Source organism: Photorhabdus kayaii (assembly GCF_025384895.1).
In the GTDB taxonomy this organism is placed as follows: Bacteria; Pseudomonadota; Gammaproteobacteria; order Enterobacterales; family Enterobacteriaceae; genus Photorhabdus; species Photorhabdus kayaii.
In genome coordinates this window covers 42,083-55,688 of the sequence record NZ_JAJAFZ010000007.1, presented here as the reverse complement: position 1 = coordinate 55,688, position 13,606 = coordinate 42,083, and the positions used below count along the sequence as shown (strand labels likewise).

Sequence of the window (13,606 nt, the reverse complement as noted above, 5' to 3'; positions counted from 1 at the left end):
TTAATGTTAACGTCACTCGTCTGATCAAGTTGATTTCACAATAGCAAAACAAAAAATTCATACTAATTAAAGTGATTTATTTGCAACCTTGATCACAACATCCTCATTCACAAAATAAATCATGAATAAGGATGAGGGAGATATATACTAGTAGCTTAACTTATTTCTGTTTCGTTCAACGAAAACTGGCCCTATTCCCTGAACCTCTTGTAATTGTTCCACTGTAGTAAATGCACCATGTTTTTCCCGATATTCAACAATCCCCTGTGCTTTTTTTACTCCAATACCATTCAGTGCTTTTGCTAACTCTTCTGCACTTGCAGTATTAATATTCACCTTTCCTTTTTCCTCTACTTTCAAAGCTTCCTGCTGCTGTAGCTGCTTTTCTGATGAAGAATGGCTGGTAGTACTGACTGTTTTAGCTACTTTGTCTTTTACTTGTTCGGCGGCAATCGCAAGTTGTCCGCCACACGCATAAAGCAAGCCAGCAACCAGAACAGATAAAATTCCCGATTTTTTCATATATGAATTCCTCCATGTTTTATTAGCGAGAAAAAGATTGCCACAGATAAATTTGAGCACAATGGACGAAGATCAGATATGCGAAAGGCCGCGAAAGCGGCCTTTATTGACAAGATAATTACAAAGATATTTGCGATACTCTCCGCAAATTTTTATTCGATATGACCTAACTTAATTTTGGCTTTTTCACGCAGACTTATCAGCAAAGATTCCAGCATAGCGTTACCCATTTCACTCTGGTAAACACCCGTCATGCTTTTAATTTGTTCCTCCGATACAACACCTGGAGTCACTTTATCCAGTTGAATCAGCACAACGTCATCCAAACTATTTTTCGTCAAACCATATTCTGCCTGACCTTCTTTTGGCTGTGGTAACGCGAACACTGCATTAACTAACATATTATCTTGAGATGTACGCTGAATAACCTGAGACTCACCAAACTGAATACCTGCATTTTTCAATGCTTGCTCACCTTTACCTTCTTTTAAGGCGGCCAGTAACTTATCGCTTTCGACTTGAAGTTGTTTTTCAGCTTTCTGACGTTTAACCAGTTCAGTAACCTGTTCTTTAACTTTTTCGAAGGGTTGTACTGTTTCTGGTTTATAATTGTCTACACGCAGAACAAATGCACGATCACCTTCAACGGAGATAACATCAGAGTTAGTTCCTGTTGGCCCCTGCCCATCAACAAGATTGCCTTCAAAAATGGCATGAATGACAGAACTAAAGTTAATCTCTGCCGGCACATGATTACGATCAAACCAATCAGTCGTCACAACCTTAATACCTGAAATTTCCTCAGCAGCAGCTAAAGATTCATTATCGCTGGTAGCAGCATCACTGACTTTCTGTTGCAGAGCATAGAAAGCATCTACTGCTTTTTCCTGCTTAACCGTTTTTTCAATTTCAGAGCGAACTTCAGATAAGGGTTTAATTATTTGAGGTTTAATATCATCCAAATGGAAAATAGCGAAGCCATTAAGAACCTTAATCAAAGAAGAAATTTGGCCTTTCTCTTTTAAATTAGCTTGTCTCAACTCTTCAGGAAGAGCATCTTCTTCCATCCAGCCGATATCACCGTGATTTTTCGCTGAAAATTTATCGGTGGACTTTTCAGCCGCCAATTTACCAAAATCAGCCCCTTTATTTAACTCATCAACTACTGTTTTAGCCTCAGCTTCAGTTGCAAGCTGAATTAAACTGTACTTTTTCTGCTCTGGTTGTGTATAGCGTTTTAAGTTGTGCTCATAGTAAGCATCAATGTCAGCAGACGTAGCCGAAACCTTATTCATTTCATCTACAGCATCCATTTTGATATAGCTGACTTTCACTTCCTCAGGAGCAATAAAGCTGCTCTTATTCAGATTATAGTAATCTTGCAAATCTTTATCTGTTACTTCCTGCTGCGCCTGAATTTTCTTCAGCTCCAGTGTAGCCAAACGGGCGGTTCTCTGTTGCAAAAACAATTCAGCATTGAGTTTCACTTCACTCGGCAAGGCTATTTCACTACCAGAAAAAGCCATAATTAATTGTTGATTAACTAAATTCTGGCGTGTTTGTTCAGCAAAAAGATCCGGACTCATATTGGAACGGTTGAGCAACTCCAGATATTTGTTGTTATCAAATTTACCATTTATCTGAAAGTAAGAAGTATTTCGGATAAAATCCTTAACTTGCTCATCACTGGCAGATAAACCTAATTCACGGGAATATTGTTCAATTAATACATTATTAATTAGACGCTCCAAAGCCTGATTACGAATCTGCTTCATGCTTTGTTCGTCACTTGCCAACACAGAGAATTTATCTCCCAATTGATCTTTCAAGGTGTCTCTCTCTTGCTGAAACACCCTCTCCAATTCAACACGACTGATAGTCTGACCATTCACTTCGGCAGCATAACTACCAGCTCCACTTGTCAGGTAGCCCCCAACTCCCGTCAAAACAAAAGACAGGATAATGAGAGCCAGCACGATTTTAAGCACAGGACTGTTTGCCGCCGTGCGTAGGTTGTCCATCATAAAGGGGCAAAACTCCGCTTTGGTGAAATTGAAAATACCATATTACGCTAATTCAAGCGCTAAGAGAAAAAAAGCGCACCAATCAATTGATGCGCTTCTATTTTAACTTACCAAACCTATCTCGTCAGTCTATGTTTGCCAATATAACAAGGACTGATAAACAATATTTGGTTCGTGTCACCCATTAACAGCGTCTTTCAAACCTTTACCTGGACGGAAAGCAGGTACTTTAGCCGCAGCAATTTTGAGCTCTTTTCCTGTTTGAGGGTTACGGCCTGTACGTGCAGAACGTTCACGAACAGCAAAAGTACCGAATCCCACCAGAGCAACATCATCACCATCCTTCAATGCACCCGTTACAGAAGAAATGAATGCATCTACTACACGCCCCGCAGCTGCTTTAGAAATATTAGAGTCAGCAGCAATTTTGTCGATCAGTTGTGATTTATTCACTCTTATCATCCCCATATAGTTTTTACTACCGCATCAGAATCCCAACGGATAACCCGATAGCAGTGCCGTTATATCAATCCTTCCCGATATTGGCAAGAAATCATAAGACAACAAAATATTTATTAAGCAGTTTACCCAAGTTAATAATGTAAAAAAGCTGGTAAGCCTGAATTCACTTACCAGCCTATATTTCATTCATACTTATTGAAAAAATTCACTATTTTGTATTACTTGACTGACACTAATTCTGCGCCAAACGCAGGGTTCTGCAATGTAATAGACAAAACATCTTCAATACGTTTAACTGGATGGATCTGTAGATCTGCAACAATGTTCTGGGGAATTTCTTCCAGATCACGTTTATTCTCTTCCGGAATTAAGACCGTTTTAATTCCACCTCGATGGGCAGCTAATAGTTTCTCTTTCAAGCCACCGATTGGCAGAACTAAACCACGCAACGTGATCTCACCCGTCATAGCAACATCCGCCCGAACTGGATTACCAGTCAGACAGGAGACTAATGCTGTACACATGGCGATACCTGCACTTGGGCCATCTTTTGGCGTCGCCCCTTCCGGAACATGGACATGAATATCCCGTTTCTCATAGAAATCAGAGTTGATACCCAACTTATCAGCACGAGCACGAACAACTGTTAATGCTGCCTGAATGGATTCCTGCATAACCTCACCGAGTGAGCCGGTATAGGTTAGTTTACCTTTCCCTGGAACACATGCGGTTTCAATGGTCAGTAAATCACCACCAACCTCAGTCCATGCAAGCCCTGTAACCTGACCAATACGGTTTTCTGTATCTGCACGGCCATAATCCACACGTTGAACACCCAAATAATCTTTCAAGTTATCTGCATTGATTTCAATATGTTTTAAATTTTTATCCATTAACAATGTCTTCACCGTCTTACGGCACAGCTTAGAAATTTCTCGCTCTAAACTACGCACTCCGGCTTCACGAGTGTAATAACGGATAATGCCAATAATAGCACTGTCATCAATAATTAATTCATTTCTTTTCAGAGCATTACGTTCAATCTGCTTAGGCAGCAAATGACGCTTGGCAATATTTAACTTTTCATCTTCGGTATAACCGGAAAGACGAATAATCTCCATGCGATCCAACAATGGTGCCGGAATCTTCATAGAGTTGGATGTTGCAACAAACATGACATCTGACAGATCATAATCGACCTCCAGATAATGGTCGTTAAATGCCACGTTCTGTTCTGGGTCCAAAACTTCCAATAAGGCAGAAGCTGGATCACCACGCATATCGGACGACATCTTATCAATCTCGTCCAGTAGGAATAGGGGATTTTTCACTCCAACCTTGGACATTTTTTGAATCAATTTGCCCGGCATAGAGCCAATATAAGTACGGCGATGACCACGAATTTCCGCTTCATCACGGACCCCACCCAATGCCATACGCACATATTTCCGCCCGGTCGCTCGTGCAATAGACTGACCTAAAGAGGTTTTACCCACCCCAGGAGGACCAACCAGACATAAAATCGGTCCTTTAATTTTGCTAATTCGGCTTTGTACTGCTAGATACTCAAGGATACGCTCTTTCACACGCTCTAAACCATAATGGTCGGTATCCAGAGTTTCCTGAGCTTTAATTAAATCTTTTTTAACTTTACTGCGAGCAACCCACGGAACCTGCACCATCCAATCGATGTAGCTACGGACAACCGTCGCTTCCGCCGACATAGGAGACATCATTTTCAGCTTTTGCAATTCAGCTTCGGCTTTTTCACGAGCTTCTTTGGGCATTTTTGCCGCTTCAATTTTGCGCTTCAGGGTTTCATACTCATCAGGCGCATCATCCATTTCACCCAGTTCTTTTTGAATCGCTTTCATCTGTTCATTCAGGTAGTACTCGCGCTGGCTTTTTTCCATTTGTTTTTTCACGCGGTTACGGATGCGCTTTTCTACCTGTAACAAATCAATTTCTGATTCCATCATTGCCATCAGATATTCAAGACGCTCAACGACATCAGACATTTCCAAAACAGTCTGTTTATCACTGAGTTTCAATGGCATATGCGCAGCAATTGTATCAGCTAATTTAGCTGCATCTTCAACACTGTGTAGCGAAGTCAAAACCTCTGGCGGGATTTTTTTATTTAGCTTAATGTAGCCTTCAAACTGATTAATAGCTGTCCTGATCATCACTTCCTGCTCACGTTCATCAACGATCGGTGAGTCAAGATACTCAGCATGAGCAGAAAAATGTTCGCCATTGTCAGTCAGAGTTGTAATGCGGGCACGTTTCAACCCTTCGACAAGCACTTTTACGGTGCCGTCAGGCAATTTTAACATCTGTAAAATAGAAGCTACTGTACCAACGGAGAAAAGGTCATTAACCCCTGGCTCATCAGTTGAAGCTTCTTTTTGCGCAACCAACATGATCTGTTTGTCATGATCCATTGCTGCTTCTAGGCAGTGAATAGACTTCTCACGCCCTACAAACAATGGGATCACCATATGCGGGTAAACCACCACATCGCGCAGAGGCAATACAGGGATTTCTATGCGTTCGGAACGCTCAAGATTCATAGAGCTCTCTCTTCGTTTAGCTTTCGCCAGTTTTTAGGGAATCTCGTGAAACGCGGTTCTCACGAGTTTCACTCCATAGAATATAAAATATATGGGGACAGGAATTTGACATTCAATAGTATGATACTTTAATAAAAATAAAATGAGGGTAGTCCCCTCATTTTATTTAATAATATCTCGTTTAGCGAATTCCCTATCCTAGACTCAATTATTCACCAGAAACCTGGGCATCCGGTTTGCTGTAAATCAGTAAAGGCGCAGATTGACCATTGACAACCGATTCATCTACAACAACTTTCCCAACGTTTTCCATTGATGGCAGATCATACATAGTGTCCAGCAATGCGCCTTCAACGATAGAACGCAGGCCGCGGGCACCTGTCTTACGAACCATTGCTTTCTTAGCAATAGCCGTCAGGGCTTCACTTCTGAATTCCAGATCAACACCTTCAAGGTTAAACAGTGCTTGATACTGCTTAGTCAACGCATTTTTAGGCTCTTTCAAAATCTGGATCAACGCTTCCTCACTCAATTCACTGAGCGTGGCAACAACAGGTAACCGCCCAATAAATTCAGGGATAAGACCAAATTTGATGAGATCTTCTGGCTCAGCCTGTGCAAGCAATTCGCCTTCAGTCGCTTTTTCTGACTCACCTTTGACTTTCGCACTAAATCCAATACCTGTACTGGTATTTAGACGCTGACCAATCACTTTATCCAGACCTGCAAACGCACCACCACAAATAAACAGGATCTTAGAGGTATCTACCTGTAAAAACTCCTGTTGTGGATGTTTACGCCCCCCCTGAGGAGGAACCGCAGCAATTGTACCTTCAATCAATTTCAGCAGCGCTTGCTGTACACCCTCACCTGAAACATCCCGAGTAATTGACGGGTTATCAGATTTACGTGAAATCTTGTCAATTTCATCAATGTAAACAATACCGCGCTGAGCTTTTTGCACATCGTAGTCACATTTTTGCAGTAATTTCTGAATAATGTTTTCTACGTCTTCTCCCACATATCCCGCTTCAGTCAGCGTAGTCGCATCTGCCATAGTAAAAGGAACATCAAGATAACGGGCCAATGTTTCAGCCAATAGTGTTTTACCACTCCCTGTCGGCCCAATCAGCAGGATATTACTTTTACCTAATTCAACACCGTTACTGGTATCGCCATTACGTAACCGCTTGTAATGGTTATAAACAGCAACCGCCAACACTTTTTTCGCCGTTTCCTGGCCGATCACATAATCATCCAAATGCTGACGAATTTCATGAGGCGTTGGTAATGCATTACGCTCACGATGTGGTACAAGCTCTTTAATTTCTTCGCGAATGATGTCGTTACATAAATCCACACATTCATCGCAGATATACACTGACGGGCCAGCAATCAATTTTCGCACTTCATGTTGGCTTTTCCCGCAGAAAGAGCAATACAGCAGCTTTCCTGAACCGTCTTTGCGCTTATCTGTCATCAGTCACAACCTCACTTTATCAACTGCTCACCCAGATTCGTCTGGCAAAGCAGGAAACTTCTGCTATTACCCCGAACGTCATAGCCTTACCAAGTGGTAAGCCGAATGTTTATATACCCGTTATCTTTCAAGTCGCCTCTTTGTTGACTGCACTCACTCACCCCGGTCACATAGTTACCTATGCTCCCGGGGATTCGCTCTCTTGCCGTCTCGATGCATCTTGAAATCCATAGGGTATATTATAGCTTCTGGGAATAATAAATTAATCGCGATGGGTGAAAATCTTATCAACCAATCCATATTCTACGGCTTCGTCTGCTGACAAGAAACGATCACGTTCTGTATCTTTCGCGATCTCTTCAATAGGTCTTCCCGTATGTTTTGCCATCAATTCATTCATACGCGATTTTACTTTCAGTATTTCCTGAGCATGAATTTCAATATCTGTAGCTTGCCCCTGGAAACCGCCTAATGGCTGATGAATCATAACCCGGGAATTTGGCAAACAGATACGTTTTCCCTTTGCCCCAGCAGTCAACAAGAATGCTCCCATTGAACATGCCTGCCCCATACAAATAGTACTGACATCCGGTTTAATAAACTGCATCGTATCATAGATGGACATTCCCGCAGTAATCACACCACCTGGTGAATTGATATATAAGAAAATATCTTTTTCCGGATTCTCTGCTTCAAGAAACAACATCTGAGCTGCAACCAGATTTGCCATGTGATCTTCAACCTGACCGGTCAGGAAAATAATACGCTCCTTTAATAAGCGAGAATAGATATCGTATGAACGTTCTCCACGAGCAGTCTGTTCAACTACCATCGGCACCAAAGCCATGTGAGGCGCATATTGATCCCGCTTGTCGCTATATGACATTTTCGTCTCCTAATAGAATTCATGTTGGTGCCATTCATAACCAATTCTACTTGAGATAAGCGATGATGACCATGATTCAAAGTTAGCCAATCAAGGGGGAATCCCCCCTGAAAAATTTTGCAATCATATACATAATATTAAAAAGGATCTGAGGGTAAACCCACTTTTTTCAAGAAAAATCTTGCCTCTTAATTTATAAAAAAACCCGCAGGTTAATCTGCGGGTTCATTTCACTGAGATGATAAATTCATTATCTCATGACAAAACTAAAGCTTATGCCATTTGATTCTGATTCATTAACTCATTGAAAGTTGTTTCTTTTTCAGAAACTTTTGCTTTACCCAGAAGAACTTCAACAGCTTGTTCTTCTAAAGCAACATTACGAACATTATTCATCAATTCTTGGTTTTTACCATAGAATTCGATCACTTCTTGAGGTGCTTCATAGGCAGAAGCCATTTCCTCAATTAATGCTTTAACACGTTCTTCATCAGCTTTCAGTTCATTACTACTGATAACTTCGCCTAATAACAAACCAACAACAACGCGACGCTTAGCCTGTTCTTCAAACAGTTCACGAGGCAGTTCCAAAGCTTGTTTTTCATTGCCACCGAAACGCTGAGCAGATTGACGGCGCAGAACATCAATTTCGCTATCAACAGCAGCAGCAGGAACTTCGATTTCGTTAACTTTAACTAATCCCTCGATAACCTGAGATTTAATACGGTTACGAACTGCATTTTTCAGTTCACGTTCCATATTTTTACGTACTTCTGCACGCAGACCATCAACAGTGCCATCAGCAATACCGAAACGTTTGATGAATTCTTCATTAAACTCTGGCAGCTCACGCTGTTCCACTTTTTTCAACGTGATTGCAAACTTAGCAGCTTTGCCTTTCAGATTTTCAGCGTGATAATCTTCTGGGAAATTCACATCAATGGTAAATTCTTCCCCAGCTTTATGGCCAATAATGCCCTCTTCAAAACCTGGGATCATACGACCCTGCCCCATAGCCAGAACAAAATCAGAAGCCTTACCACCTTCAAACTCTTCACCATCGATAGAACCATTGAAGTCAACAGTCACACGATCTTCTGCACCAACAGCTTCTTCAGTTTCTTTCCAATTAGCCTGCTGCTTACGCAATGTTTCCAGCATTGCATCAACATCTTCGCCTTTTACTTCAACAACGGGCTTTTCAACTTCAATAGATTCCAGATCTTTCAATTCAATTTCTGGATAAACTTCAAACTCTACAGAGTAAGTGAAATCTTCACCATTTTTGAATTGTTCTGGTGCATAACTTGGCGCACCTACTGGATTAATTTTTTGTTCGATGATTGCATTAATAAAGTTACGTTGCATCAGATCACTCAGAACGTCCTGAATGACAGAAGCACCGTAACGTTGTTTAACAACGTTCATAGGCACTTTGCCTTTACGGAAACCATCGATACGAACTTTTTTTGCTACATTGACCAACTCACTACTAACTGCTTTCTCAACATCGGCAGCAGGAACGGTGATTGTCACACGACGCCCAAGGCCTTGAGTGGTTTCAACAGAAACTTGCATTTTTTTACCTCAAAAAAATCATAGTGCTCGGTCAACTCCAGAGACCACACAACCAGCACATATTTTATGTACCAATCGCAACACTCTCTACGAACCGGGGCGGTCGCATTTAAAAACCGAGAATCCCTGATGTCAGAAGCGTCCCGAAACCATTCTAAAAATTAGACGCGACATTATAGCGATGCAGAGGGTGTGAGTCGAGAATTGCTGAAAAAAGCCCGAACTATTCATCAACTTCACAGGATAACGATTATTCAGCGGCTAAATTTGCATCCAAAATGTATCATATATAAAACGTAAAAACGGCCCGAAGACCGTTCACTGGATTTATTCAGTTGTGTAAGAAAACGCCCCAAATTAAGCATCAATCAGCGGATTTCAGGCAACAATATTACCCCCACGACATGCCGGTGACGCCAAAACAGTATCCTGCAATTCATTCCACTCTTTTTCTGTATAGGTATGCAACGCCAAAGCATGAACACCTGCGGACAATTCTGCCGATAATACGCTGTAAACAGAACGATGGCGGTTTAGCATACGTTCACCAGCAAATTTATTGCTGATGATTACGACCTTAAAATGGCTTTCAGAACCTATGGGTACATTGTGACGATAACTTTCATCAATGACCTCAAGATATGAGGGATTAAATGCAACCTGTAATTTCTCTTCTATATCCTGATACACCATATCATTCCCCTTAACCGCACAGTAGTCGTACTACCAACCATACTAATAATTTTAGTCTATTCTCCATAAGTTATAGCATCAACGCATTAAAATATCTTTCAATCGAATCCTACATCATAAGGTTTTTATATGCGTTTACCCCATCAGAGATATGCCATGATCAAAAGGCAGTGCTATTATTGACGTAATTTATGCTATTGATAAGTATTACTGGATATCCTTATCACTGATGAGAAAATTAACATGTTGAAAAGAATTTTATTCCCACTCATTGCACTTTTTCTTCTTGCAGGCTGTGCAGCTCCCAGCAATACCCTGACCATCGAACCTAAAATTACATTGCCAACAGCAGACCCAACGATGGGTGCGATTACCATCAGTATTAGCGGTGCCGACAATCGTCAGTCTCAAACACTTGCTCAAGTTAACCGCAATGCAAAGCTGGAAATACTGAAACCATCCCGTGATCTGCGCTTTCTACTCCAGGAAATCCTGGAAAAACAGATGACCGCTCGTGGTTATATGATTGGCTCTCCAGCCAATGCCAATCTGCAAATTATTGTGAACAATTTATATGCAGACGTTAAAGAAGGTAGCCTGCGCCATAATATTTCAACAAAAGCCGATATTTCCATCATTAGTACAGCGCAAAATGGCAGTAAACAAGTTAAGAATTACCGCACTAGTTACAATGTACAAGGTCCTTTAGGCGCAACTAATGAGAAAATTGCTGATGCAGTCAATACTGTATTATCAGAAGTCATAGCAGATATGGCTCAAGATCCTTCCGTCAGTAATTTCATCAAACAAAATGCTCGCTAATTAAAGGATTAATTATTTACTCTGCCCGCAAAGGGCAGGGTTTTGGGAGGCACATGTCTTATCGTTATCTCACCGTTTTTACCCAACATAATTCACGAATTCTGCTTTTACTCGGCTTTGTTTCTGGTTTACCGCTCGCATTGACCGCCAGCACCCTGCAAGCATGGATGACCGTTGAAGACGTTGATCTGAAAACAATTGGCTTTTTTTCTCTTGTCGGCCAAGCGTATGTTTTCAAATTTCTTTGGTCCCCTTTTATGGACCGCTTTATCCCCCCTTTTCTTGGACGTCGCCGTGGTTGGCTACTTGTTACACAGTTATTACTTATAGCCAGTATCGCGGCAATGGGCTTTCTCCAGCCATCTCAACATTTATGGTGGCTAGCCACACTGGCAGTAACCGTCGCTTTCTGTTCTGCATCACAGGATATCGTCTTTGATGCTTATAAAACCGATTTATTGAGTAGCGAAGAGCGGGGTGTAGGTGCTGCCGTTTCGGTATTTGGTTATCGATTAGCCATGTTAGTTTCAGGCGGGTTAGCATTATGGATCGCAGACCGCTATATTGGCTGGCAACACACCTACTGGTTGATGGCTGGACTGATGCTGATTGGCGTCTATGCGACGTTAAAAGCTAGAGAGCCTGAAATTGACGCTCCGTCACCAAAAACACTCCAGCAAGCCGCAATAGAGCCATTAGTCGATTTTTTTAATCGCAATAATGCATGGCTGATACTACTGTTAATTGTCATGTATAAAATGGGAGATGCCTTTGCTGCCAGCCTAAGTACCCCATTTCTTATCCGAGGTATTGGCTTTGATGCTGGTGAAGTTGGAATGATCAACAAAACGCTGGGATTAGCAGCAACTATCGTTGGTGCATTATATGGTGGTTATTTAATGCAACGATGGAGTTTATTCCGCTCACTCATGATCTTTGGCATCCTGCAAGCGATTTCCAATATTGGATACTGGCTGTTATCCATTACTGACAAAAATATCTACACTATGGGCAGCGCCATTTTTCTGGAAAATATCTGTGGCGGAATGGGAACCGCTGCATTTGTTGCCTTACTTATGGCGTTATGTCATAAATCGTTCTCTGCAACACAATTTGCTTTATTATCTGCTTTATCTGCTGTTGGACGAGTCTATGTCGGCCCAATTGCGGGTTGGTTCGTTGAATTACATGGCTGGCCAAACTTCTATCTATTCTCTATAGCGGCCTCTGTTCCAGGCTTATTACTGTTATTTATCTGCCGCCAGACTCTGGTTTATACCCAGCGAACTAACGATTTTATGCCACGTACTGAATTCAAAAATTCCTATCGTCTAGCGCTTGGCTTACTATCATTAGCAAGCATCTTGCTCACATTCTGGTTATTTACCATCACCACCAATGCTCTTAACTGGACTCATGCACCTTATCTGGCCGAAACATTGCTATTATGGGCAGCACAGATTGGTATCACAGGCATCATTCTCGGTAGCTTTCTAGATTATCTCGCATTAAGAAGGAACAAATTGGCTTAAAAGGCGAAAACATTAAGTTAATTTATTAAAGGTTGACGACGGTCAGCCTTTGATATCTCTGCCCTCTTTTTAAATAGTTAAGTGATAGCGATCACACTTCAAATAGTCATTTGCCCAAAAGTGCTATTTTCGAGTAATTATTTGATTGTTCAATATTCATATCCGCGTAGAATCAGACTACCATTTTAAGGGTTATTTAATATAGCTTTGAAACCCAAAACCTCTTTTCATGGATGCGTTAGAGAAATTTATGAGAACAACCATTCTGGCTACTGCTTTATTCACCACCGTCTCAGTTCCAGCTTATGCTGAATATCAAGGGGGCTTTGCTAATATCAGCATGAACTACCTCGACTGGACTAGCCATACCACACACAAGTCAGGGCAAACCTCTCATAAAGACGACTTTGCCTACTTAGAACTGGAAGGCGGAGCCGGATTTAACTGGGGTGAACTATACGGGTTCTTTGATCTGGAAAATGCTTTCAACAATCAGCATGCTGAACCAGGGGATAACCAAAGATACACTTTTAAAACAACCGGTCGCTTTTATCTGGCTGATACAGGTTTCAATCTCTATGGTCATGTTTATGGTACTTATTCGCTCCCAGGTACAGCACATGGCGGGAACTTCCATGAGGTAAATACCCTCTATGGTATTGGCTACAACACTGATTTCGCTGGTGTCTGGTTCAAACCGTTTGTGGCGCTGCACTATGTTGACCAAACTTTCTACTCCGGTAATAACGGCTATGTCGTTGGTTGGGTTGCGGGTTACGACTTTCAACTCTGGGAAGAAAAATTCAGCATAACTAACTGGAATGAAATAGAACTTAATCGAAATGAACGCTACGGCAACGGTGGACGGAATGGTACCAATGGTGCAATAGCGTTATGGTGGACACCTCACAAATCCTTCACAACTGGCATTCAATATCGATATGCCGATCATAAACTGGGTGAAGACTTCTGGCAGGATGGGATTGTTTACACTATCAAATATAATTTCTAATTATTGATTTTAATTGTGAGCT

The 13,606-nt window shown here is 41.5% G+C and carries 11 protein-coding genes; 3 read left to right on the top strand and 8 right to left on the bottom strand.

The window, feature by feature from the left end; translation table 11 throughout:
- Positions 1-147: 147 nt before the first annotated feature.
- From LGZ98_RS04410 to bolA, 8 genes are all read right to left on the bottom strand, one after another.
- Positions 148-522 carry a ComEA family DNA-binding protein gene (locus tag LGZ98_RS04410; RefSeq protein WP_262977771.1) on the bottom strand — a complete coding sequence of 125 codons (375 nt, stop codon included), beginning with the start codon at positions 520-522 and terminating at the stop codon, positions 148-150.
- 152 nt (positions 523-674) lie between these two features.
- On the bottom strand, positions 675-2,546 hold the full coding sequence (gene ppiD, locus LGZ98_RS04405; RefSeq protein WP_262977770.1) for a peptidylprolyl isomerase: 1,872 nt from the start codon (positions 2,544-2,546) through the stop codon (positions 675-677).
- A gap of 177 nt (positions 2,547-2,723) precedes the next feature.
- Entirely contained in the window at positions 2,724-2,999 is a 276-nt protein-coding gene (gene hupB / locus LGZ98_RS04400) for a nucleoid-associated protein HU-beta (RefSeq protein WP_011148005.1), read from the bottom strand.
- A 227-nt stretch (positions 3,000-3,226) separates the two neighbouring features.
- Positions 3,227-5,581 carry an endopeptidase La gene (lon, locus tag LGZ98_RS04395; RefSeq protein WP_262977769.1) on the bottom strand — a complete coding sequence of 785 codons (2,355 nt, stop codon included), beginning with the start codon at positions 5,579-5,581 and terminating at the stop codon, positions 3,227-3,229.
- A 208-nt stretch (positions 5,582-5,789) separates the two neighbouring features.
- A complete protein-coding gene (gene clpX / locus LGZ98_RS04390; protein ID WP_011148007.1) occupies positions 5,790-7,061 on the bottom strand; it encodes an ATP-dependent protease ATP-binding subunit ClpX in 1,272 nt (423 codons plus the stop codon).
- A gap of 262 nt (positions 7,062-7,323) precedes the next feature.
- Positions 7,324-7,947 carry an ATP-dependent Clp endopeptidase proteolytic subunit ClpP gene (gene clpP, locus LGZ98_RS04385; protein WP_058588443.1) on the bottom strand — a complete coding sequence of 208 codons (624 nt, stop codon included), beginning with the start codon at positions 7,945-7,947 and terminating at the stop codon, positions 7,324-7,326.
- A gap of 273 nt (positions 7,948-8,220) precedes the next feature.
- Positions 8,221-9,525 (bottom strand): trigger factor, encoded by a 1,305-nt coding sequence (gene tig, locus LGZ98_RS04380; protein ID WP_113040813.1) that lies wholly within the window; start codon positions 9,523-9,525, stop codon positions 8,221-8,223.
- Between the two features lie 378 nt (positions 9,526-9,903).
- On the bottom strand, positions 9,904-10,218 hold the full coding sequence (gene bolA / locus LGZ98_RS04375; protein WP_112877929.1) for a transcriptional regulator BolA: 315 nt from the start codon (positions 10,216-10,218) through the stop codon (positions 9,904-9,906).
- Between the two features lie 243 nt (positions 10,219-10,461).
- Between bolA and LGZ98_RS04370 the strand changes: the two genes are divergently transcribed.
- From LGZ98_RS04370 to LGZ98_RS04360, 3 genes are all read left to right on the top strand, one after another.
- Entirely contained in the window at positions 10,462-11,040 is a 579-nt protein-coding gene (locus LGZ98_RS04370) for a lipoprotein (protein ID WP_112894573.1), read from the top strand.
- 53 nt (positions 11,041-11,093) lie between these two features.
- Positions 11,094-12,572, top strand: a complete 1,479-nt coding sequence (ampG, locus tag LGZ98_RS04365) for a muropeptide MFS transporter AmpG (protein WP_113040812.1) — start codon at positions 11,094-11,096, stop codon at positions 12,570-12,572.
- 250 nt (positions 12,573-12,822) lie between these two features.
- Entirely contained in the window at positions 12,823-13,584 is a 762-nt protein-coding gene (locus tag LGZ98_RS04360) for a nucleoside-specific channel-forming Tsx family protein (protein WP_113040811.1), read from the top strand.
- The last annotated feature ends 22 nt before the right edge of the window (positions 13,585-13,606 follow it).